Source organism: Pedobacter frigoris, assembly GCF_005116445.1.
In the GTDB taxonomy this organism is placed as follows: domain Bacteria; phylum Bacteroidota; class Bacteroidia; order Sphingobacteriales; family Sphingobacteriaceae; genus Pedobacter; species Pedobacter frigoris.
Window position 1 is genome coordinate 1 of the sequence record NZ_SWBQ01000007.1, and the last position, 23,703, is coordinate 23,703.

The following is a 23,703-nucleotide window of genomic DNA, read 5'->3' on the forward strand; positions in this document are numbered from 1 at the left end:
GTATAAACCTCACCAGTAGTCGTGTTCACATAAGTATCTCCATTGTTGCCTGTTCCAGCCCCTGGAGCACCAGTACCTCCAGTAATTGATTTACCATCAATACCGTTTTTACCGTCTATACCATTGTCTCCTTTCGGACCTTTGATATTTCCTGTTACAGTCCAGGTTCCGTTTACGTTTGTATAAACATCACCTGTAGTCGTGTTCACATAAGTATCGCCATTGGCGCCTGTTCCAGCCCCTGGAGCACCAGTACCTCCAGTAATTGATTTACCATCAATACCGTTTTTACCGTCTATACCATTTTTCCCATTTGCACCATTCACATTTGTCCAAGTATTTGTGGTCGGATTATAAATCCAGGTTCCGCTATCGTTTGTTACAATTGTAGTTCCTGCACCGGGTCCACCCTGTTGACCTGGAATTCCAGGAGTCCCGGTTTTACCAGGCTGTGCTTCAATGATAATTGATCCGGGATCACCTTTTGTACCTTTTACAAAAACCCATTTCGTTCCGTCATTATAATAAATTCCGGGAATCAAATCTTTACTTGTTGCAGTATTGTAAACCATCATTCCTGCTACATGAGCAGAAAGTGGTGCTGGGTTGATACTCTCAACCAGTGCTACTCTTGCATGTAATAGACCTTTGTTGTTGCTCTCCAGTTCGAGTAAAGCATCTCTGTTCGGAAGACTTCCATTCGCAACCGTACCATCCTTTACTTTCTGTTGAGCGACCGCACCCAGAGTACTTAGTACGATAGTCAAACTCATTAGTAAGCGTTTGTTCATAATCAAAATTAATTTATAGGTAGTTTTAATTTAAAGCCTATGAGATCATCATAGGCTTTGTAGGAAGGCTCTAGTCAAAAACATATCCAATAGGAGAAAAGCACACTGATAACCCTATGGGGATATATTCGCATAAAAATTATCGAGAAATATAATTCCCAAATAAAAATATTAAGGAAAATAATTCCCCAAAAACAGCTAACTCAAAAGATGTCTTTAGGCAAAAAAATCCCTTTGCACATCAATTTTGGACAGTTAAAACATAAAAAAAAGAGAAAACATTGGCTGAAAGAGCCAGTAAACCGATAAAGCAAACGGAAAAACGACAGTCCAAAGGACAGAGAAATAAATCCCCAACTATTCCCTATTAAAGGAAATAATTACACACAGAATATCTACTGAAACGCTGATCCTGGAAACAGAATTTAGGACAAAAAAAGCAGGTACGCTACCACACGTACCTGCAACCTAACTATCGCTAACTATGAAAATCTTAGGTTCTCAATACAAAGTTGCTACAAAACCAGCGAGCTGACTACAACTGTATTGTCCAGCTTAGCAACTCTTTAGTGCTAAAATGATAAAATCTACTTACTGATGCTTTCCCTCAGCTGTTTTTCTTTGTCTCCATTCCAATAGGCACAATCCAATTGCAGAAAAACTGAAGTATAAGGAATAACCTCATTTGTCTTGATGACCAATACTTTAAACAGTTTTGATTCCATATCCAGTTTCTTAAAAACAGAATCATGAAGCATGGTTTGGACAGGCTGGTTACCAAGCGTACTTTTGATAGCCGTTTTAAACCGTGTAACGCCACTGGCCTGCTGCTCAGTAATGAAGCCTAGTTCTTTATCCTGATAAATAATAGGTTTAACATGACCAGATTGATTGACCTGTGTAAGCACCTGTTTCAGAACAGCATTCAATCCTTCATTAGCATAAATGTATTCCATGCCCGCAGCATTTTGTTCAGGAAAGGCCTTATCTACCACCAAAATCCAATTTCTATGACCCAGCATAGGCAACTTTGCATAAAATTCCTGCTCCCAATTTTCAGGAGCATCTGCCGAATTGTCTTTTTGTACTCCCGGCGTCGTACATCCCGCAAGAAATAAGCTACCGGCAATCCATAAGACTGCAGGTAATTTTATAAAATTGAATGGTTTCATATCTTTAATTTAAGAAATGGTGATGGTTAAAATCTGATTTTTCTGGACATTAAGCCTTTCTTTTACGAGGATGTCCACCGCATTATTTTCCTGTTTAAAGGTCGATGGAATTTGTCGGCCACCCAACTGAGCTGAAACACTACTCACCTTCGCTCCTCCCAATTTTTCAAAGGACAGTTTATTTAGCGCCAGGGTTCCGTATTTCAATTCCAGGTTGTGGATCTGCTTAAGACCGGATTTTTGCTGATGGTATGTCCCCCACCCCTCTGCCGAAGTAAATGGGGCCTTAAAATTTTCTTTATTCCATTTTGGTGCAAAAGCGATATATCCCTTCGGACCGTGATACTCAAAACCACATGCAGTGATAAAAGTACCATAACTGGCCATTGCCCTGGCATAATGGTCGCTGCATTCAATTTCATTAAATGGATTTCTCTTTGCCGCATGGTGCCTGTCGTGAATCACCCTTGTCAGCACAAGACTTTCTTCCAACATGCCTTCTGCCATAAAGTGCGCAGCCACCTGGTGTTCAAAACCGCTCATGCATTCATGAAAATAACCAAGCTGCCAGCTTATATTTTCTCCAAATGGTTTGGGTTCATTCCGAGGATTGGTATTCATAACCATTCCTCCCTCACCGGAAAGTGCATACGGACGCCCGCCTGTATGCGTTTTGATGTAAGGTCCAACATCCATGGTAAAATTGTATTTCCATAATGCCTTGAGTGCGGCTATTGCTTTTGCTTTATCCAACACACGGGGTAATCCTACCTGAAATGCCCAACTTTGGCCATACACCTGGTCAATATGACAGGTATTGTAAGAACCGAGGTTTTTCCGGCCCTGAACAGCATCCGGACGGTGGATAAAGTATTCTCCATTGAACAATTCCTTCTCCATATTTCTGCGGCCATTACTTACATAATTTTCACAGATTTTAGCAAATGTATCATCCTTCATTTCTTCTGCCATGGCTTGTCCTGCTCTCGCCGCAGCTATACACAACCCAACAATCCATGCAATTTCTCCTTCCCATACTGCATCAAGTGTATTCTCCATAGGCGTATCAGTCATGCCATCTCCATTCTTATCCTGCGACAGCATAAACTGTATTGCCTTTTTAATTTTAGGCCAGTTGGTCTGCAGAAAAGTACTATCCTTACTCATTTGATGTTCGCGATAGAATCGCAGCACTGTACCCGCCTGACCATCAATGGCTGGCCTGCTCTCATTTTCTGCACGAAAAATAATTGCTCCGCTGTCTTCCTTGAATCCTACTCCCAGATCAACCTTTTCGCGTAAGCCTCTCTCCAGTTCCGGAAAGATTCTCCCTACAGCCTGCGCATATTGCCACACATGCGTACAAGTACCTGCACATGCACCTACACCTTCCCATCCCCAGAACCTGCCATCTGCAAAACGATAAGTATTAGCGGTAGCAAGCGTACCTATATTCACAAAAGTGCGCTCTAAAAACCAATGCGGTAATGTAGAGTTGTTCCAGGTATTACTCCACAATTCTGTAGTGGAGGATAACTCATTGAAATTGGCATTTATAAATTCTGAAACTGCCCTGGCATCCTTAAATCTGGCTCCATAGTGATAGCCCGCTTCGGCATTTTTAACCAGTTTCTTCAGCTTTGGGTTCACATTATTAAAATGCCAGCTAACTGAATAATTTGCTTTAAGGGATTTTCCTGGCAATAAATGCTCTGAAAAGCCGAGAGACCCTACCAGTTTTTCAGGTGCTTCTACATTTGCGGGGCTCATGGCGGCAACATCAAAATGTTTGCCTTCAACCGGCCATGGACTAAATGAAGTCTGAGCTCTACCCTTTGTGCCATGCAGTACAAAACTCATGCTTCCGCTATCAGTCGCTCCTCTTACTTCTTCATTCGTGGTCTCAAAAGAAGAAAATATACCAGTTGATTTTTCAAGACTGATGACCTCATTTTTTCGCTGTCCTGTTTTTGCTTTTCCTGTTAGTTTATTCACGCCATTCTCCATCCAGCCCAGCACGGAAACATTCAATGGACTTTTACCTTTGTTCACTGCTTCAAGTTTTAGAATTGTAGCAGGTAAGGCAGATTTCTCCGCATCAAGTGGGATAAAAGGTGAATATACTTTTAGGTTTACCTCCAAAGGGAATCCTTTGCTGCTATACTTAATGTTAGCCACGGGATAGGATGCAGTAAAACTAACCTCTTCCCAATCGTCTTCATTCAGTTCCTTAACAATTGTTTTTCCGTTTACGATCGCTTTGATGGCAAAGCCCTGATCGAGTACACGTTTGTTATTCGCTATAGCAGGTTCCACATAAGCTGCGCCATCTCTAACACGTATTTTACGTACTGAAGTACCATCATTCCAGTTGACGACCTTTGGATCTATACCTTCCTGTGGCCCCTCAAAGGTTTCATTATAAATCTGCCACAACCAAAGACGTCCATCGCCCCCCACATAAACCGTTCCTGCATGCAGACCTCCGGCAGGCATACCAATGTACTTTAATTCATTTCGGCTTTTCAAATAGGTGGTAGCATCACCCCTGTTAAAGAGGGAACGTGCCCAGGCAGGATCTATCCCTTTGTTTTCGGGGATGTTGTGCAAGGGATATCCTTCAGCAAAAATGCTCTGTGCCCATACCGGAAATTGCAGTGCTGCAAAACCCGCTGTAAGCAAACCTGCTTTTTTAATAAAGTCCCTTCGGTCAACAGTCTTATTGTTCATATTTGGTTTTGTGTGTTGTGTGTTCGGTTGTATGCTACTAAAATTAAACACATTAAATGACACTATTCAACTTATGCCAAAATCACTTAATATTATGATCAAATGGTAAAATGAAAGCCCCGCAGCATCTATGCTACGGGGCTTTCATGTTTACGTTATCCTAAAAAATCACCTTCTCAGAGAAGACCTCAGGCGGTTTTGCCCTTTTAGCGAAGCGGGCAAAAGATGCCAGTCTTCGAAGAGAACGGTTATTTTTCACTACATGAAACTACCGTCACCTCTTCTCATAATATCTCTTCCGTTTCTTCCCTGCGCTCCTGTCCATTTTTGCAACCTCATGGTTAAGCGTAACATAAAATACCTGCTCAACGCATTTGATTTCGTATCTACATAACCACCATTTTCTGTTAAGTCACGTGTTACAAAGTTATTCTGATTTAGAATATCAAATGCCTGCAAGCTAATTTTACCCCTTCTGTTAAAAAGTTCCTTTTCTATGGATGCATTAATTACAAAAGGGTTACTTGTGATATTTGCGTTGATACCATTTACATAGTTTTTGCTTGCATTGTAATTGAACAGCCAGCTATCCCACAGAATAACCCTTCCATCAAGGTTTAATGCAAGTGTATTGGTTGTATAATCTGCAGACGGCAATGAGCTATTAGATTTAGTGACATTATAAGACACATTCGGATTAATTTCAAACCATTCTGTCGGATTGATCCTCGGACCAAAACGTTCTACAAATGTCCAGGTATCTGTAGTAGTCAGTAAGCCGTTACTCATCGACAAGCCATGGTTAAAGCTGACATTTCCATTTAACGACAAATTATATTTACGGTTATTCAATTGTTTGCTGATGGAATAGTTTCCACCTAATCTGTATGCGCCATCTGCATTGATGAACCTGGTTTCAGTAATGATACCCCCGTTCACGTCCTTATATTGCACATTATTTCTGATGACCGAATTGTCTATGAAAGAAGCATTGAAATTAACTGAATAGTTTAATTTAGCATTAGCAATGTAGTTATTATAGTTTCCGTTGATGGCGTGCGTGAAAGTAGCCAGCAGGTCCGGATTACCTACAATAGGATTCTGCGGGTTAATCACGTCACGTACCGGTTGTATCTGATCAAACGTAGGCTCATTTGCATTACCTGAATAGTTTAATGAAATCCGGTGCTGACGTGAGAAAACATATTCCATACGGGCAATCGGGATCAGATTAAAACTGCTTCTGTTAGTAGAGGTACCCAAACTTTCTTTAGTCCCCGACAATACCGCTGGTATACCAGTTAAACCGAGTGAAAATCTCACTTTTGAAGTGCTGCTCAATCCATATCTGAAATTCAGTGCAATACGTGCCTGTGTAAACGAGTATTTATAAATATTACTTAATGAATCAATGACTTGTGAACTTCCGCCTGCATCTACATTTCGGGTGGTTGCGTTGTTATCATACCCATTGTAATTTAGCTGCGCATTCAATTCCAATTGTGTATTCAGACTTAAAGGTTCTACATAGGTTAAACTTCCTCTGTAATTGTTCTGTAAGTTCTTGCGCGCTATAATCCTGTTGAGTAATTCTTCAGTCGTAGCTGTGCCATTATAATAAGTAAACCTGGTATCTTGTTGCTGCTCGTTCTCGCTGTCATTGCTATTGATATCTGCTTGTAGTGAGAAATTTCTTCTTGGCTTATTGAAGGTATGCTGGTAAAAGACAGAAGCCCCAAGTCTCGGTGTCGTATTTTTAGTATTATTGAAACTGATTTGGTCCTGACGAAAATCTAAACCGTTTAAAGTACCATTCTGATAAAGGGAGTCACGTCGCAGACCGATTGTCGAACCATAGGTTATCGTCGGTATGAACCTTAGAAAGTTATTGCTATCCAGATCAGCTTCTAATTCCAGTCTCAAGTTATGACTTTTGGTATTATTATTACTCAAATTCCCTTTTGTAGCATAAATATCACCTGTAGAGGTAACATCTAAAGAACTGCTGTTATTTAAAGAATTAACATCTGATCCTGAATAATTATAGTTTAAGTTGACCCCAACTTTACCCAATTGATCACGATAGCTTAGACTCCCATTACCAGCATTGGTAGTTCCTCCACTACCCGAACCACCTGACCCGGATTGCAAAGCTCCTGAAGTGTTGCCACCACGGCCTCCTCCTCCTTGTCCGCCACGACCGCCACCACCTTGACCGCCGCTGCTAAAACCACCACCGGATCCGCCACCGCCACCAGCCACGCCATTAACAGTATTGTTGAAATTCCCATTTACACCAATAACCTGATCACCATTTACCCTGGTAGCAAAAATGCCGGATTCGTAGCGTTCATTATTTCCTCCACCTGCATTCAGGTTTACCATATTGCCTACAGACTTGTCTGTCCTAGTTGTGATGTTTAATATTTTTGAGGGATCCCCATCCTTAATGCCTGTTCTCGCTGCCTGATCGCCATAATCATCTACAATTTGAATTTTATCTACGATTTCAGCAGGCAGGTTTTTAATCGCATTAGCGATATCCCCACCTAAATATTCCTTTCCGTTTAATTTCGCTTTCGCCACCGCCTCGCCATTATGCGTTAAACTTCCGTCCGTGCCGACTTCCATACCTTCCATCTTTTTCAAAAGTTCATCGACACTCGCATTGGCCCTCACCACGTAATCACTGGCTCTATATTCTACAGTATCTGTTTTATAGGTGATAGCGGGAGTTCCGGTAATCACAACAGTATTTAATGTATTTTTTTCTTCCTTCATCACAATCGGATCCATTACGATGCGGGCAATCATGTCGTTCTGTTTGAAACGCATTGGCTGAGTTTTGAGATAGCCAAGACTTTGAACTACAATTGTATAGGTAGCTGATTTTACGTTCTTGAAAACAAAGATCCCGTCAGTATTTGTAGAGGTCTTTAAAGTGTCCTTGTCTGACGTCAGCGATACTGTTGCACCTGGCAAACCAAGATCTAAAGTATCCTTCACAATTCCGCTGATTTCACGCACAGGAAGTGGCGGAGGCGGCGTCTGTACTGGCTTATCCTGGGCACTTACCTGGTTTACGCAAAGGAAACTTGTTATTGCTAAAATCAGTATTATAAAATTCTTAATCATCTTCTAAAGTGTTGGTTTTGGGGAATAGACGTGTAAACCTGGGATTGGTTTAATCAAGTTAAACAAGAATTAACAATCACCTCTATTTTGTTACAATTCATAACTTATGCAACAATTAAGTTACTATATTAGGATTAAACCTATTTCAATTTCTCCGCTCAAAGTCATCATTGATAACCAAAAACTATAACAAGATGAAAAAATTAATGATGATCTGTATGCTGGTTTTCGCAACAGCTGCTTTTGCACAAGCACAACAAGGTGGTGGTAACCGTGGTGGTACTCCGGAAGAAAGAGCTAAAAGAAATGTAGACCAATTGAATGAAAAAGTAAAACTTACTGATGATCAAAAAACTAAAGTAACAGCACTTTACCTGGAGCAAGGCGCTAAAACAGCTAAGATTTTTGAAGCGATGCAGGATGGTGGAAACCGTGATTCAGTTCGCGTAATGATGACCAAAGCAAACGAAGCTACAAATGTTAAAATCTCGGCTTTATTAAACGATGAGCAGAAAAAAGCTTTCACTGCATGGCAGGCTGAGCGTGCTGAAGCGATGAAAAAACGCATGGCAGAACGTTCAGGTGGTCAATAGTACCAAAACACTTTTAAATAAAAATCCCCCGGAACTTTCATAAGTCCGGGGGATTTTTATTTAAAGCAATCTATTAATAAGCACCGATAAAACGATGTCCTGTACCATTTGCTAATTTAGCACCTTTGGTAAGCACACCAGTTTTCCAGTTGTAAACAAATACGTTTCCTGCCTCGCTTACCGGGGTCAACGGAACATACACAAAATCTCCCTGAACCGCGATGCTCTGGTGCTGATCAAAGTTCAGTCTTGCTTCATATTCAGTTGGTATCTTCGTAGCTGTCTTAGTATTTAAATCAATAAGAGCAAGGTAACCTCCCGCTTTGTTGATGTCATACATCACAAATCCTTTATTGTTTCCAAGGTATCTCCATGCCTTAATACCTGCGCCAGTCACATTTAAAGCCTGAGATAAATCAAACAGATAAGTGTTATCATAATCGTTTGTATTTTTATCTATGCGAAGGATGTGCGGACAACCTGTAGTATTTACGCCTGTCGCCTGATAAACATGACCATCGTCGCCAATATGCTGAACCATAGTACGGTATCCATTATTACCATATTTACTTTGCGTAGACCAGATTAGCTTAGGATTTTTCAATGTTGGATAGTCAAGAACTATAGTAACCGTACCTGCAATATTTGCAGCGTCACTAGGCCATGACACAACCCCTGAAGTTGCATTTTGGGTAGGCGTACCAATTGGATTGATCTTAGAGATATTACATCCAATATATACTTTATTCTTTGCCTGGTTGATGATCGGCACATCAATACGTCCGATCGAATAGCCCTGCGCCAATTGTTGTGCGGTGAAAGGAACTTCAAATGATGCCGTATTTAAGATACTTGGATTGTCAAGATTAAGAGATGCAACCGCTGCAGTGGATTTAATAGACCCAAAAGTTACAGCAGGAAAGGTTCCGGTATATAAAGTCTCGTTAGCAATACTTACGCCAACACCAACTCCTTCGGCAGATTTTACCCAACGTGGAGATGTACCCAAAATAATGGCAGCGTTAACTTCATTACCTTCTCTTACATATTTACCTTGTCCATCGACTCTGAACTTTTGAAAGATACCACCATCAGCACCAGTATACTGAATATCATACAGATATTTTCCATCGGCTGATGCCTGTACACGCGACGTACGCGGAGACTCCAGTTTCAATCCTTTACCTACCGGAAAAATATCTAATTCAAATGCCGGATTAATAGCCTGGTCGTGGCTAATCGCGTAAGCTAATGTCCCGCCATTACCGTCGCCGTCATTCGTTTGCTTTAGCGCTGCAGTAAGCGTAATCCATCGCGTATCGTTCTGAGGCTCATCAATAGATGGCTCTTTATCCTTTTTACAGCTGCCTAAAGTAAGGGATGCAATTGCAGCACCAAAAAGTGCCCCTCTCAATAATAGTCCTTGTTTCATATTCCTATTTATTTTGTTTTTATTGTTTATGATCTGTTTAAAATTTGCCTATCGTGTAATTCAGTTTAAAATAAATTCCTCTTCCTGGTTTTTGCACTCCAAAATTGTCATACAAGGCCGAATTGAATACGTTCTTTGCATCAAGACTGGCGATGATCTTTCCCGCAGGGAAACGATAGCTGGCTCCTAAATCATGCGAAAACTGAGCTGGAGTAAGACTTCCTTCAGAAGGATGCCAGGCGATGTCATAAGCGCCAACGAAACCTGTGTTGTAATAAACGTTGGTAATGGATTTATCTTGAAAGAGGTTATTTAACCTATATTGAACGTTTGCATTGATGGTAAAAAAAGGCTCATTGGGTATTTGAAGGTTATAACGATCGTCTACAACACCATTATCATCGTGGTTTCTTTTGTATAAAGCATTGAACTTTGAAAAGTTAAGCGCCGCGTTTAACCGGTTGTTAAAAATATACAGCACCTCTGCTTCTACCCCTCTCGATTGCGTTCTCCCCAGATTGACAAATGAAGTTGCCTGTATATCCAGGTCGGAATCAGTCACTACACTATCAACTGTTTGTCTGGTAACTTTATCATATCCGTTACGCCAAAATGCACTGCCATAAAATGAAATCTTATGTTTACCAAAATCCAGGATCCCCAACCGGAAACCAATATTGTAATTGATATTCTGCTCAGGACGCAGACCTAAATTGGGCAAAATGTTATTTTCGAGGTTTCCATACATCTGCTCTTCTGTAGGCATGATGTAACTGTTCTCCATGGAAGCTATCAAATAAAATTTAGATACGGCATTATAGGAAACGGTCGCTCCATAACCAAAATTATCATCAAATGTTCTTGATGTTTGCGGATCAAGCTGATAGGAACCATCGGCGTTATATGTTGCCTTAGGGTCGGTCTGCATGGTATTGTTTGCGGTATATTTAACCATTGCGTTGGTACGCAATTTACGTCCGAAGGTTTCTGCTTCGTAATTTGCAGACACAATGTTTTTAGACACCTCCATTACGGTGATGAGATCCTTATTAACCGGCCTCAAAAGATTTGTATCATCTCTGTCGGTTCTTTCAAATTTGTGGTTCAGGGAAAGTCTGTGACCAGGAACAATGGTATATGCCAGATTTGAACGTGCATTGATGATTTTCCTATCCACGTTGCTGATCGTAGGGAGCCCTTGTTGTGCACCGTTCATGGGAGCCTTCATAATTATAGGAGGTTCACCGGCTTCAATCATGTAATCCGTATGTAGTATTAAAGGATTGCCATCCCAATTGTAAAGGGTAGTAACAGTATCCTGCACATAGGTGCTGCGGCTGCTTCTTACGGCATTTATATTTAACGCCAACCCGTTTGTGAAAAGATTATTCTTGTTGTAATTCAAACTGAATACATGAGCCTGGTATTCTGTAAAACGCCCTACATACGGCTGTCCCGTTGTAGTGCCATGTGGAATGTCCTTATAAGTGTCTGATATATTGTAGCCGAGGAAAAACTGGTCTGCCCATTTTACGTCGGTAAATCCAACTTCGAAACGTCCGCCAATGGATTTATAAGTATCATTAAATCTTTTCGCCCTGAAATCACGGGTTAAGATCCCGTTTCTATCGGTATATTTCGCGAATTTGCCCCACATTTCATAACTGTTGTCCGAATAGGTATAAAAACCGGATCCTCTGAACGAAAGTCCTGATTTATTATTACGCATGATTACACTGGCATCGGCATTATAGGTGTTGAACGATCCGTAAGACATGGCGACAGTTGCATTGTTCCGGGAAGCATCTTTTTTTAATATCACATTTATCGCCCCGCCAACATAGTCTCCAGTCAGATGGGACGGCAATACACCTTTATAAACTTCTATACGATCAATCATCGCCGGAGGTATATTATTCAGATTGAAAGAAGAGCCATAAGTCGAGGCTTCTATCCCGTCGATAAAAATCCCGATGGTGCTGCCCGACATACCATTCAGATTATATTCAACATTTGAGCCTACTCCCCCATTCTGTCTGACACGAACGCCAACTGCCCTGTCCAGGAGTTCATTTGTAGTCAGGTTCCGTAATGATGCTTCTTTTGTTTCTATAATTGCCACCGCAAACCCGGAAGTTTCCATTGCCTTTTTGACCGTCTTTTCCACTACAGTGACCTCGTTTAGACTTTTGTCGCCTGCGGGAGCTACAATGGCATTATGAACTACTACATCCTGGTTTATTTTTACTTTCGTGGAATATAATCTGGACTCGATGGAACTGATTTCCAATTGATATTCACCGAAAGAGAGGTCTTTCAATTCATAAATACCTTTTTCATCCGTAGGCACCATTCTGTTTAATGCTTTGATCTGCACCGTTGCACCTTCCACAGCTTTTCCGCTTTGATCGCTCACTTTGCCTGAAAGTTTACCGGTCTGTGCTTGAACAACGCAGCTGATGAACAGAATGGTTAGCGTAAGTAAAGCTTGTTTCATGTATATGATTGTAATTTTTTTATGTCTTCTTTAGAAATAGTCTTAATAACCTTAACTTCGCCGCAAAGATATACGCTGCTTATGACGCCAAAAGGAGAAGAGTTAACGCTAAAGGGAGAAATTTCCAGTCACATTTTCAGTGTCAACCGGGAGGTAACGTTATATCATTCCAGCAATGCAGACTCTTTTTCAGCCCTTGTTGATAAAATAACAAATCAGCAAGGCGATAACCTGCAGATGATCTTTGTAGCCAAAGGCAGACTAGGCTGCACGCTTCTTAATGCTAAAAAGCCTTTCTTCACCTTTGAAGATCAGCAGCACAATCTCCTGGCAGCCAATAAAAAATTAATGTGGGATATAGAAGAGGAAGAGCATGATATCCTTTGTTTAAATATCAGTTTTTCATTCTTATCGCGCTATCTCCCTGATGATCACTCCGGTTATTTAGATTTAAAGAAGGGCATAGAACTATCCAAACCGGCTGCGTTTTCTAAAAACAACCTGTACATCACTCCGGAGATCAATGCGATATTAAATACGTTAAAATCATCTCCGCACACCGGATTTTGTGCAAAGCTGTTCTTAGAATCCAAGGTACTCGAACTGCTGATGCTGCAGTCCTCACAATTTGAGCAGTCCAGGGCATCCGAAACCACGTACCAGTTAAAAAAAGAAGAGCTGAACAGGATGCAGGAAGTAAAGGAAATCCTAACAGAAAATATAGACACTCCATTTTCACTTCGTACACTGGCGCACATGGTCGGAACCAACGAGTTCAACCTGAAGCGCAATTTTAAAATAGCATTCGGAACCACAGTATATGGCTACCTTAACCAATACAAGATGGAACAGGCTAAAGCCATGCTGATTGAAAAGGACATCACGATAGCTGAATTATCGGGAAAAATGGGTTATAAATATGCTACGCATTTCACCAGTGCCTTTAAAAAATATTTTGGGTACCTTCCTAATAAACTGAAGTCGGGTAAATTATCTTTATTGATCTTTGCAGAAGAACTTGCTGCGACACTGGAGCATTTTTTAATAGCTATGGTATAAATAGCGACTTCCCTTTATCAGTGATTAGCACACCTTTATATCCAGGGAACCGCTTTAAAAGCAGTATACCGTCCCGCTCTCCTAGTACCATAATAGATGTACTCAGGGCATTTGCAAATTCAGCTGTCGGCCCATAAATTGTTACGCTTGTTAATCCTGTAGCTGGATAACCGGTCTTTGGATTTATAATGTGTGAATAATGTCGCCCGTCAATCTCTGCATATTTTTCATAACTTCCTGAGGTTACCACAGCACTTTCCTTCAGCTTCAATGCTTTTATGATTTTATGTCTTTTGAAGGGATTGGTGATTCCTATTACCCATGCCTTACCAGAAGGCTGTTCTCCCCAGGTAGTCATATCACCCGATGCATTTACTATGCCTCCTTTTACGCCTGCCGCCTGCATTAATGCTCTTCCCTTATCCGCTGCATACCCTTTTCCTATAGATCCAAATCCTATTTTCATACCTGTCCGTTCCAGGTAAATAGTACAATTGGCACTGTCGAGTATGATGTGCTGAAAGCCTACCCTTTCCACAGATTTTTTAATAGCTGCCTCTTCAGGCATCTCATCCATGCTTCCATCAAATCTCCATATCTTATCCATAGCGGCAATGCTAACGTCAAATGCACCGTCCGACATTCGGGAATATTGAATGGCCCTTTTTGTCAAATCAAATACCTCTCTGTCTACCTTTACCGGCCTGACGCCTGCATTTCGATTCACTGCTGATATTTGAGTTTCCGGTTGCCATTCAGAGATCAGCTGCTCTATACGTTTCACTTCAGAAATTACCAGTTCCATATTTCTTTTTGCAAGTACACTGTCCCGGTCTACCAATGTAAACTGGAACACCGAGCCCATTAAAGTAACTTGCCGCTTCAGTAAAACCTGTGCAGTGCTGGAATTGCAAAAAGCTATAAAGCTGTTCAAAAGCAAAACAACCTTTAAAACCTGGCTTTTAGACATAGGCATCAATAACAATCGGTCAAAATCTGGTTTCTATCCTTATAATACGTTAATGGTCTATCATTCTTAGCTAAAGAAAGCTCTTCTAAAACCTGTTCCACATCCTTTTGCATATTTAACGAACCACAGATCATTACCACTCCATTATTTTCCAAAAGGTCTATAAATTGTGCAGCATCCCTTCTGATCAGATCCATTACATACTGCGATTCCTCCTCTCTGGAAAATGCGATATCGAACTTATTCAGTCGCTGCGCTGCGATTTCCGTCGCCGCAAACTCCTGGTATTGCTGAGTAAGTGCATTGTTATACCTGAAACCCGCGTACAGGCTCACAGGAACCTGTTTACCATTATCCATAATCATACCCAAAAACGGCGCGATACCTGTACCGTTTGCAATCATGGCCACTCCTGCAGCATCTTCAGGGAAATGAAATCCGGAATTGCTCATGATGCGGGCCTTCAGAATGCCTTGCTCTTCTAACTGATACAGAAACTCTGAACCCAGTCCACCTGCATATAACTTCACCATCAACTGGATCATTCCATTACTATTGCCGATAGAATAAAAACGTTCCCTGTTATCATTGGCCGGATATATAGCCAAAAGATCTCCCGACCGGAATTTAACGTTTGAAGCAGGCTTCAATACCATCTTGAATGTGGCGTTGTCTTCGCTCACGGCAGTTTTAGCAACTACCTTAAATTTCTTCAGTCCAGCTACCTTTGTGTTGTACACAGCAGAGGCCGTAGCCAAAGCAATGAGCGATTGCTCACTCCAGTGATGTGCCCATTTTACAAATTCCTCGGTAGACCTGTCATTGACTGTTTGAAGATCCAGGAAACGTGAAAATGATTCATGCTGCTCCAATAAGACATCTATGTGTTTTGAATAAGCGCAATAATCCGGATAGGCCTTTGAACCAAACCCCACAACAGAAAACTGAATGCTTTGTTCCTGCTTAATTTTACCCAGTAAATTTTCAAATTGTAATGCATTCGTTGGCGCAGTCCCCAAACCGTAAGTTGAAGTAAAAACCAGCAGATGCTTTGCCTTTGGATAATTCCGGTATTGGTTCATTTCTGCGATAAATGAACTTTTCCCATCTGCCAGCAATTGCTTATGAATTTGATTTGCGAAGAACAATGTGCTTCCGTTTTCAGTCCCCACCAGAATCACAATTTCCGCTTGCTCTGCTTTAAACTTATTCCTGATCTTTGTTCTTGTTCGCTTAAAAGTAATCACGAATCCGGTATAGATAAAAAACAGGATATTCAGTGATGCCAGTCCCAAAACGATGGCCCAGAGCATATTTGTACGCCCGGTATGCAAATCGAGGCTCAGTTTTTCCAAAACCGCAGCGTAAGGATATTTACTTTCCTCCACAATCGCCCCGTTGATTTGACTCACCGACAGCTCCCTGTCCCGTAATTTCAAGACATAAAACTCTTCTGGATCGTCTTCCATAAAAGGAAACGCTACTTGCTCTATCTCTGATAATTTGCTTTCCTGAAAAACGGCAAACTCATTGGGTTTCTTCAAAGGAGCATCCTCAATGTTTTGCGCGTGCTCCACCTTAACGCTGGCATCCTTGATGATTTCCATCCGCACCATAAACAAATGTGTCCCGGTAAGCGCAATGAGAAATACAGGTATTAAAAATATCCTTCCTGTGAGAACATGGAAGTATTGGGCAAAGAAATCCCGGTTTATTTTCGCGAAAAAATGCCTGATGCCCTGCTGACGTTTTGCAATGAGTATCACCCCTGTTATCGTAATCACGAGTAACAGAAATGAAGTAACCCCCACAATGATCCTTCCCGTTTCCTTTAGAAACAAAGAGCGGTGCAAAGCAGTCGTCCATTGCACAAACTGGCTTTTAGGCTTTAGCTTACCCAGTACAGCACCGTTGTTCGGGTCTATGTAGGCTTTTACCGTATTGCCATCCCCGTCCAGCGCTTCGATGCTCACAAACTGGTTGTGGTCGACCGAAATTTGCGTGATTTCAGGATAAACCTTTTTTAGTTCAGGAATCACCTGTGCAAGACTTAGGGAATTGAAATTTTCTGCCCGGTAAGCCGGCACCTTTTCGCCTACAGCATCAATCGCCAGTATAACTCCTGTAACAGAAAGAATCAGCACAAACAAGGAAGATACAATCGCCAATGCCAGATGCGCGTATCTCCAAACAGATAACGTCATTCCGTTTTTACTGAACTTTATTAAGTTTCACCAGACGGATATATCCTTTTCCTGTAGCCTTTTCAGTAATAGCGGCAGTCGTCAACGGAATCTCCACATCAGTTACATGGTACTTTTGCTCTTCTACCGCAGATTCAAAACGCAGTTTGTAGCCCTTATTCATTTTTGAGTCTTCGATTTCAATGGTCCGCATGGCACGGTCGCCACCCCCAACAGAAGCTCCTGTCACCGCACTCAGCTTCTCCTTAGATTTTGCTTGAAATTTATACCAGTCTTTCAATGTATTATACCACTGTTTATCAGTACCCAGTACAGAAAGCGTCTTTTCATAGCCACCTTTTGGACTGATCAAAGACACGACTACATAAGCGGCTTCACCCTCATAGCTCGTCATTTGAATCATACATTTATATTTGCTCGACTGCGCAAAGGCATCACTCGTAAAAGCTACAAAAGCAACTATAGGTAATAAGAATCTTAAAGAAAATTTCATGCTATTTATTTTAGAAAATCAACAGGTACATTGTTTTTTGAAAGGAACTCATTCTCCTTCGCAAGGTCATAAGCTGTTTCATCAAATTCGGTTTTCAAATTCTTTTTTGCACCCAACTCAACCAGTGATTTCAACAAAGTATCGTTTTTAGCAATCAGGGCCGCTTTATGCAATGCCGTCGCACCTTCGCTATCCTGTGCATCGATATTCGCACCAAGCTCTTTTGCCTTTTTAACCAATTTCAGGTTGTCCTTAGCTACAGCTAAATGAAATAGCGTACTTCCATTCTTTTGAGGAGCGGCTACATCAAGTCCGCTGCTTTTTAAAACAGCCAGCTTACTCTCAAACTCATCACCCTGAGGACGTTGAGCGCCAGTTCCCTGCGAACCGCCACCTTGCATACCGCCTTCCTGTGGTCTACCCTGAGCTCCTGCCGGTGCAGCTTCTCTGTACGTGTTAAACCAATAGTAAGCCAGGTTATTCCCGTCTTTATTCAGCACTTTAACATCTGCACCATTTTTTATCAATAATGAAGCTACTTCCGATGATCCTGTTGCAATAGCCTGGGTAAGCGCAGATTCTCCTTTTTCATTTACCGCGTTTACATTCTTTGCTTTCGACAACAACAACTCTACCAGCTGGACATCTCTTCCGGCAGCAGCAGCCATCAATACAGTATTGCCTTCATTGTCAGCCTTAGCAACATCTACTCCCTTACTCAGGAAATAATTAATGAGTTCAGTATTAGGTCGGCGTACCAGCGTATGTAAAATAGTTGCACCGTCTTTCGGGTTAATAGCTTTCGGATCCAGTTTCAATTCTTCCACGAGATATTTGTAGGTTTCGATGCCGTTTTGAGACATTCTCGATCCCTGTGTTGCAAAGAAAAGCGCCCTGTTGGTAGATTTGATGCCTTTGGCCATTAATTTTTCTATCAATTGCTTGTTGCCCAGCTTCGCTGCATAATCTACAACAGTACTGCCATATTCATCCTTATCATTAAAAGACAGACCTTTAGAAACCAAATAATCTGACAATTTCAAATCGTTATCCCTGGAAATTGCCTGCATCAATAATGTAGCACCATCCTCATATTTCTTTTTAGGATCTACACCTGCACGAAACAACGCTTCGTAAACAGTTCTGTCCTGGTTTCCATTAGCAGCAGCATTAGAAATAACGGCTGCTCCATGGCTATCAGTCAAATTTACATCAGAACCTTTTGCTATCAAATAGGTGATCAGTTCTGTATTTCCCCTGGATGCCGCCCAATGCAGATAAGAGGCACTATGGTGTGTTTTTTTCTTTACTCCATTACCCTCCTGCTCCACCATGAATTTAATCGTTTCTAAAGGCGCATCGTTAAGAATAGCTCTTGCTGTTGGGTCCCAGGAAGCAGCGTCAGGTTGCGACGGACTATTTCCTTTAGCGATCTCAGCTTTTACCTGATCGATGCTGGGTTTGGTTTTCCAAAAATCAGCATTCATTAACGTGTTGTTCTGCGCATTCGCATAGAGTCCGGATAATAAAAGGGCGGATAGGAGAATCTTTTTCATTTTATTTATACTAATTCTAAATTGACTGCGAATATATAAAAATCTAACTAAAAAAAACTCTAGTGTAATATAAATTTTAGATGCGACCCTGCGCTGTGTATAATTTTACTTCAAAAATTTAGTTAACGTTTTTTCCAGCATTTCAACTCTTAGATTTTTAGCCACAATTACGCCATTAGGATCAATCAGGAAATTCTGAGGAATTGCAGAAACTGCATAAAAACCGGCGGCTACATTTTTCCAACCCATCAGATCACTTACCTGGGTCCATGGCAAAGCATCGTCTTTTAAGCTGCAAGTACATTTGAATTTTCTGCCCGGCAAGGTCCACACCAGCTTACCCAAAAATCAAGCAGTACATATTTTCCTTTATATGAGGATAAAGAAACGAGTTTACCATTTACGTCCGGCTGACTAAAATCCTTTGCCTTTACCCCAATTGCGATCATGATAAGGCATTGTAGTCAGTTAACGCTGCGTTCGCTATGCGTTCGTATCATCTAGAGTACTGCTCCATATCATCTGGGGTGTTGGTTCGATTGGAACCGAACCAACACCCTATCAACACTGAAGCACCACCCTGGCGACACCCTAGTTGATACGAACGCACACCGAAAACAGACCAAACGTCCCTTACTGATATCGCTTAACGTCGGGTTAAGTCTATTATAGGAGTGGGCAAAAATATTGAAGTTCCGGATTGTAAAATTGTTCTAATTAGATGCTTATCTTTGTACCATATCAATAAGCAATGGAAGAAGCAGTTGTTCAAAGTGTATTAAAAGGTGGATATTGTAATAGCCTCACCCAATATTCAAGATTCTTAACAAGGGAAGTTAGCATTGGTGATATCCCTATGGGCGGCTTAAACCCCATCCGTATCCAGTCTATGACTACTACAGACACCATGAACACCATTGCTACCGTTGAGCAAACCATCAGAATGGTAGAATCCGGATGCGAATATGTCCGCATTACGGCGCCTAGCATGAAGGAAGCAGAAAACCTTGCTAATATTAAGAAAGAGTTACGCTTAAGGGGCTATACAGTTCCATTGGTTGCAGATATCCATTTCACCCCAAACGCTGCAGAAGCCGCGGCCCGCATCGTAGAAAAAGTAAGGGTAAACCCCGGCAATTATGCCGATAAAAAACGCTTTGAAAACATAGATTATACGCAGCAGGCGTATCAGGCAGAACTGGATCGCATCTATAAAAAATTCACTCCCCTTGTAAAGATCTGCAAGGAATATGGTACAGCAATGCGTATCGGAACCAATCATGGTTCCTTATCAGACAGGATCATGAGCCACTATGGTGATACGCCGCGTGGTATGGTAGAATCCGCTATGGAATTTATCCGCATGTGTGAAGACCTAAACTATTACAACCTGGTGATCTCCATGAAAGCCAGCAATACGCAGGTGATGGTACAGGCTTACCGTCTTCTGGTAGAAACTATGGTAAAAGAGGGCATGAACTATCCTTTGCACCTTGGTGTTACAGAAGCCGGGGATGGTGAAGACGGACGTATCAAATCTGCTGTCGGTATAGGCACTTTGCTTGAAGATGGTCTTGGCGACACGATCAGGGTTTCACTAACAGAAGACCCTGAATTTGAAGCACCTGTAGCCAAAGCACTTGCACTTAGGTATGAGAAACGAGCAATTGAAACTGTGAAAGAAGAAAGGGAACAGATCAGTATCAGACAACTTCCTTATAATCCGTTCGAATATCAGCGCAGACACACAGAACCTGTGCAACATATCGGCGGACATCATCATCCCATAGTGATGCTGGATGTTTCAAAAGAAAACCTGAAAGACCCTTACTTTCTAACCTCAGCAGGTTATAAGTATAGTGCTGGTCTGGATAAATACAATATGGCCGATCAGGCTTGTGATCTTGTTTACCTAGGGGATGCTTTGCCTTCTTTTTCTTTCCCCGGAAACCTGAAGCAGATTTATAATTACCAGACCTGGCTGGCACTTCGGGATAAAACCAATTGCCACCCGCTGATGAGTTATAAAGAGTTTATTGGTACAGAGGTCAAAGATCCCTATCTAAATCTTGTTAAGGTTAACCCGGCTGAAGTGCAACAAATAGATGCTGTGGCTTTAAAGAGCAATAGCATTTTGGTTTTGGAAACAACTGCCAGTCATGGCATGGCAGAACAACGGGAATTCTTCATTTCACTCATCAATAAAAACATCACTATCCCTGTGATCATCAAAAGGGATTACGAGGGACTAAGTGCAGATGACCTGATGTTATATGCTGCGACCGACCTGGGTGCTTTATTAACCGATGGTATGGGTGATGGTGTCTGGATCAATGCAGATCATTCGATTGATCTCTCACTGATCAATTCTACCAGCTTTGGCATCCTGCAGGCTACCAGAACAAGGATTTCTAAAACAGAATACATCTCCTGCCCTAGTTGCGGACGTACGTTATTCGATTTACAGGAAACCACGCAGATGATTCGCTCACGTACAGATCATTTAAAAGGCATCAAAATAGGCATCATGGGATGTATCGTTAACGGACCCGGTGAAATGGCTGATGCCGATTATGGTTATGTTGGAACAGGCCCAGATAAGATTACCTTATACAGAGGCAAAGAGGTCGTAAAAAAGAATGTAAATTCGGCCAATGCCTTAAATGATTTGATCGAACTGATTAAAGAAGACGGCAACTGGACTGAAGTAAAGCAAGGTTAAATAAGCCGGTCTTTTACGACCAAAGTATTCGCAATCGCATCATGAAAACACTGCTGTTTTTTATTGAGGAAACTATAAAGGTAGCCAAAGAAAAAAGGTGCGGTAGAAATGATCTTCGCAAGATTTCTTCCAAATGAGTTGGTCATCGAAATTTGATTCCCTCCCAGATCGGTTACTTTGATGTTCAGCAGCTTTTTACCTATTGTGGCTTGTTGCGACGAAGCCTCTGCCAGACTTCCGTAAATAAATTTAGCGATGGGCACCAAAGGCAATCCGCCAAAAGCCATCGCCATACGTGCAGCCTGATCTTCCACAAAAACGAATCCTAAAAGTACCAAAAGTATGTACCCTAAAGTCAATAAGAAATAATCTATTGCTGATGCCAGCAAACGCTGATCAAAGGAAGCAAAATACTGCGGAGCAGTCTGCTGATAGGTAAAACCAAGAAGCTCACGCAATTCCGGGAATTCGTGAGCTTCTTTATAATCGTCCATTCCAGGCACTCTGATAAAAGTGCCGACGTGAATATCCATTGTTTTTAATTGTTCTAACTGATATGGTCCCTGCGGTTTACCATTTATAACAACTGTATATTGAATATGCTGATCATCCATTTATTGCTAATACCTCTGAACCTCAAAGTTACTCAATCCACCATCTAAATTGATAAAAATCTTTTTAGTGGACGCTTTGTAATTGGGCGTCTCATAAGTACCATTATCCAGCTTGGTAAAGCCCGTAAAATCTTTAGATGACAAACCTGTTTTGGTCTTTATTCTACATCCTGATCCCTCTGGAATATTCAGTTTCACATCGGCAACCCCTGTTTTTACATTGACGTCTGTTATAGGTAAAAGATCCCCGAACTTAATGTCCAGAGCAGCTGCCCCGCCATCAAAATTAAAGGTCCTTACCTTATAGCCTGAAAGGTCAAAATCAACCTCACCGGCGCCCATATTCATATTAATTTCCCAGTTAGGATTGGTGTTCAGGTCAAAATCTACATCGTTCCCGCCATCACCCATATTCCATTCACTTTTACCCTTCATCTTGAAAAAGATAGAGGTCACACTATCCTGTTTCATCGTTTCCAAAGAAAACTTACCTGCTTTATTCTGAACTCTGGCCTCTATCAGGCTATCCGTTGCCCCCTGAAGTTTAAAAGATGTTCCTCCACCTGAAATATTCAATACCGTTTTTACTGCGGTTGAATCATCATATGGATGAGAAAAAGTCAGGTCTTCATATTCCCCTCGGTCGATGTTCATTTCACTTTCTACACGGTCAACAATCCTGTTGTCGGCCGGCGGACGTTGTCCTTTAAAGAAAAGCAGTATAAGTGTTATAACAAGTATCCCCAGAGATACTATCCCGCCGATCTGTGATTTATTCTTATTGAACAAGATATTTACTCCTGCAATGATTAGAAAGATTGGCCAGAACCGCCAAACACTGCCCCAGTAAAATTCAATGAAATGAAAATTTTCTAAAAGGAGTACGCCACCTATAAAAAGCAGTACAATACCCCACATTATTCTGTCCAGTTTCATATTATATGTCTCTTTTAGTGAATCTATCGTCTATTTTCGGTCCTTCCTGACGCGGTTCTTCATTAGGACCATCCGCTACCGGAGTGTCAGTTACAGGAGCATCTGCTGCTGGAGTCTCTGCCACCGGCATGCCTGTCGGCTGTTCCGTAGGGTTTACAGGATTAGCATCATGGCTGCGTATATCTGCGTACAAATCTTGCTCCTGCTGTCTCTTCCACTGCTCCCATGCATTTTTCTTATTGGCCTTCAAAATAAAACTAACGCCTATGGCAACAAATACCAGGGGCCATAATTTACCTAAGCTAAACCAGAATGGAATGAAGTTGAATTCATTCATAAGGAAATAGATACCAATTACCAGCAGGAACATTCCCCCTACTGTACGTCCGGTTTCATTATTCTTCTTAAAAGGCTGAAAGTCTTCCGGTTTTGGTGCAGCTTTAAAACCAGCGTCATTTACAGTCGATGATGTCCATCCCTGACCAGTACTAGTACTTCCAGGATTGTTTGATGGCTGTGAAAATGGATTGGGGTTGGCAAAAGGATTGTTTTGCTGACCCTGATAAAAATCATTAAACCTTGAAAACCTTCTTGTCGGGTCATTATTTACCGGCACCACAATCCACATGATCAGGTAAACCAATATTCCTGTACCCACTAAAAAAATGGTGGAGAGTACGAACAGTAACCTGATTATCGTTACATCCACCTCCATGTATTCTGCAACTCCTGAAGATACCCCAGCAATTACTTTCTCATGCTCATTCCTAAATAATCTCTTGTCCATAATAAATGTCCT

General features: G+C 41.5%; 17 protein-coding genes and 1 pseudogene. 3 read left to right on the forward strand and 15 right to left on the reverse strand.

Translation table 11 applies throughout. The features are described from left to right. From FA047_RS18800 to FA047_RS18815, 4 genes and pseudogenes are all read right to left on the reverse strand, one after another. A pseudogene (locus FA047_RS18800) lies at positions 1–791 on the reverse strand (hypothetical protein); the annotation flags it as partial. Between the two features lie 587 nt (positions 792–1,378). Continuing rightward, positions 1,379–1,963 carry an RbsD/FucU domain-containing protein gene (locus FA047_RS18805; protein WP_136837644.1) on the reverse strand — a complete coding sequence of 195 codons (585 nt, stop codon included), beginning with the start codon at positions 1,961–1,963 and terminating at the stop codon, positions 1,379–1,381. Positions 1,964–1,972: 9 nt separating this feature from the next. Continuing rightward, positions 1,973–4,693, reverse strand: coding sequence for a GH116 family glycosyl hydrolase (locus FA047_RS18810; protein WP_136837645.1), 2,721 nt, complete (start codon positions 4,691–4,693; stop codon positions 1,973–1,975). A gap of 258 nt (positions 4,694–4,951) precedes the next feature. Next, the gene (locus FA047_RS18815) at positions 4,952–7,828 is read right to left on the reverse strand and encodes an outer membrane beta-barrel protein (protein ID WP_136837646.1); all 2,877 of its coding nucleotides are present in this window, start codon (positions 7,826–7,828) and stop codon (positions 4,952–4,954) included. A gap of 194 nt (positions 7,829–8,022) precedes the next feature. Between FA047_RS18815 and FA047_RS18820 the strand changes: the two genes are divergently transcribed. Then, complete coding sequence (locus FA047_RS18820) at positions 8,023–8,421, forward strand: hypothetical protein (protein ID WP_136837647.1); 399 nt, start codon at positions 8,023–8,025, stop codon at positions 8,419–8,421. Positions 8,422–8,494: 73 nt separating this feature from the next. Here the strand turns inward: FA047_RS18820 and FA047_RS18825 are convergent, their stop codons facing one another. Both FA047_RS18825 and FA047_RS18830 read right to left on the reverse strand, forming a co-directional pair. Beyond that, positions 8,495–9,853: a hypothetical protein gene (locus FA047_RS18825; RefSeq protein ID WP_205943353.1), complete on the reverse strand. Its 1,359-nt coding sequence runs from the start codon at positions 9,851–9,853 to the stop codon at positions 8,495–8,497. A gap of 37 nt (positions 9,854–9,890) precedes the next feature. Further along, a complete protein-coding gene (locus FA047_RS18830) occupies positions 9,891–12,350 on the reverse strand; it encodes a TonB-dependent receptor (RefSeq protein WP_136837648.1) in 2,460 nt (819 codons plus the stop codon). A gap of 81 nt (positions 12,351–12,431) precedes the next feature. Between FA047_RS18830 and FA047_RS18835 the strand changes: the two genes are divergently transcribed. Continuing rightward, positions 12,432–13,409, forward strand: coding sequence for a helix-turn-helix domain-containing protein (locus tag FA047_RS18835; RefSeq protein ID WP_169304459.1), 978 nt, complete (start codon positions 12,432–12,434; stop codon positions 13,407–13,409). On the opposite strand, the gene FA047_RS18840 is transcribed toward FA047_RS18835, so the two are convergent. The 6 genes from FA047_RS18840 to FA047_RS21065 form a co-directional block, all read right to left on the reverse strand. Continuing rightward, positions 13,399–14,343 carry an FAD:protein FMN transferase gene (locus FA047_RS18840; RefSeq protein ID WP_225872794.1) on the reverse strand — a complete coding sequence of 315 codons (945 nt, stop codon included), beginning with the start codon at positions 14,341–14,343 and terminating at the stop codon, positions 13,399–13,401. The genes FA047_RS18835 and FA047_RS18840 overlap by 11 nt on opposite strands. A 41-nt stretch (positions 14,344–14,384) precedes the next feature. Then, on the reverse strand, positions 14,385–16,583 hold the full coding sequence (locus tag FA047_RS18845) for a PepSY domain-containing protein (RefSeq protein WP_136837651.1): 2,199 nt from the start codon (positions 16,581–16,583) through the stop codon (positions 14,385–14,387). A gap of 7 nt (positions 16,584–16,590) precedes the next feature. Further along, positions 16,591–17,076, reverse strand: coding sequence for a DUF2271 domain-containing protein (locus FA047_RS18850; RefSeq protein WP_136837652.1), 486 nt, complete (start codon positions 17,074–17,076; stop codon positions 16,591–16,593). Between the two features lie 5 nt (positions 17,077–17,081). After that, entirely contained in the window at positions 17,082–18,632 is a 1,551-nt protein-coding gene (locus tag FA047_RS18855) for an ankyrin repeat domain-containing protein (RefSeq protein ID WP_136837653.1), read from the reverse strand. Positions 18,633–18,737: 105 nt separating this feature from the next. Then, entirely contained in the window at positions 18,738–18,908 is a 171-nt protein-coding gene (locus FA047_RS21060) for a thiol:disulfide interchange protein (RefSeq protein ID WP_317130920.1), read from the reverse strand. 11 nt (positions 18,909–18,919) lie between these two features. Beyond that, on the reverse strand, positions 18,920–19,081 hold the full coding sequence (locus tag FA047_RS21065; RefSeq protein WP_317130921.1) for a TlpA family protein disulfide reductase: 162 nt from the start codon (positions 19,079–19,081) through the stop codon (positions 18,920–18,922). 302 nt (positions 19,082–19,383) lie between these two features. Between FA047_RS21065 and ispG the strand changes: the two genes are divergently transcribed. Beyond that, entirely contained in the window at positions 19,384–21,354 is a 1,971-nt protein-coding gene (gene ispG, locus FA047_RS18865; RefSeq protein WP_136837654.1) for a (E)-4-hydroxy-3-methylbut-2-enyl-diphosphate synthase, read from the forward strand. On the opposite strand, the gene FA047_RS18870 is transcribed toward ispG, so the two are convergent. From FA047_RS18870 to FA047_RS18880, 3 genes are read right to left on the reverse strand one after another with little or no spacing between them, the layout of a single operon-like run. Then, positions 21,351–21,968, reverse strand: a complete 618-nt coding sequence (locus tag FA047_RS18870; RefSeq protein ID WP_136837655.1) for an RDD family protein — start codon at positions 21,966–21,968, stop codon at positions 21,351–21,353. The genes ispG and FA047_RS18870 overlap by 4 nt on opposite strands. Positions 21,969–21,974: 6 nt before the next feature. Further along, positions 21,975–22,904, reverse strand: coding sequence for a LiaF transmembrane domain-containing protein (locus FA047_RS18875; protein WP_136837656.1), 930 nt, complete (start codon positions 22,902–22,904; stop codon positions 21,975–21,977). Position 22,905: 1 nt separating this feature from the next. Continuing rightward, positions 22,906–23,691 carry a PspC domain-containing protein gene (locus FA047_RS18880; protein WP_136837657.1) on the reverse strand — a complete coding sequence of 262 codons (786 nt, stop codon included), beginning with the start codon at positions 23,689–23,691 and terminating at the stop codon, positions 22,906–22,908. Between the last annotated feature and the right edge of the window lie 12 nt (positions 23,692–23,703).

Coding starts and splice junctions, on each gene's coding strand:
- FA047_RS18855 (WP_136837653.1), bottom strand. CDS start 18,632: ATGAAAAAGATTCTCCTATCCGCCCTTTTATTATCCGGACTCTATGCG.
- FA047_RS18820 (WP_136837647.1), top strand. CDS start 8,023: ATGAAAAAATTAATGATGATCTGTATGCTGGTTTTCGCAACAGCTGCT.
- FA047_RS18830 (WP_136837648.1), bottom strand. CDS start 12,350: ATGAAACAAGCTTTACTTACGCTAACCATTCTGTTCATCAGCTGCGTT.
- FA047_RS18835 (WP_169304459.1), top strand. CDS start 12,432: ATGACGCCAAAAGGAGAAGAGTTAACGCTAAAGGGAGAAATTTCCAGT.
- FA047_RS18845 (WP_136837651.1), bottom strand. CDS start 16,583: ATGACGTTATCTGTTTGGAGATACGCGCATCTGGCATTGGCGATTGTA.
- FA047_RS18850 (WP_136837652.1), bottom strand. CDS start 17,076: ATGAAATTTTCTTTAAGATTCTTATTACCTATAGTTGCTTTTGTAGCT.
- FA047_RS18815 (WP_136837646.1), bottom strand. CDS start 7,828: ATGATTAAGAATTTTATAATACTGATTTTAGCAATAACAAGTTTCCTT.
- FA047_RS21065 (WP_317130921.1), bottom strand. CDS start 19,081: ATGATCGCAATTGGGGTAAAGGCAAAGGATTTTAGTCAGCCGGACGTA.
- FA047_RS18870 (WP_136837655.1), bottom strand. CDS start 21,968: ATGGATGATCAGCATATTCAATATACAGTTGTTATAAATGGTAAACCG.
- FA047_RS18825 (WP_205943353.1), bottom strand. CDS start 9,853: ATGAAACAAGGACTATTATTGAGAGGGGCACTTTTTGGTGCTGCAATT.
- ispG (WP_136837654.1), top strand. CDS start 19,384: ATGGAAGAAGCAGTTGTTCAAAGTGTATTAAAAGGTGGATATTGTAAT.
- FA047_RS18810 (WP_136837645.1), bottom strand. CDS start 4,693: ATGAACAATAAGACTGTTGACCGAAGGGACTTTATTAAAAAAGCAGGT.
- FA047_RS18880 (WP_136837657.1), bottom strand. CDS start 23,691: ATGGACAAGAGATTATTTAGGAATGAGCATGAGAAAGTAATTGCTGGG.
- FA047_RS18805 (WP_136837644.1), bottom strand. CDS start 1,963: ATGAAACCATTCAATTTTATAAAATTACCTGCAGTCTTATGGATTGCC.
- FA047_RS18875 (WP_136837656.1), bottom strand. CDS start 22,904: ATGAAACTGGACAGAATAATGTGGGGTATTGTACTGCTTTTTATAGGT.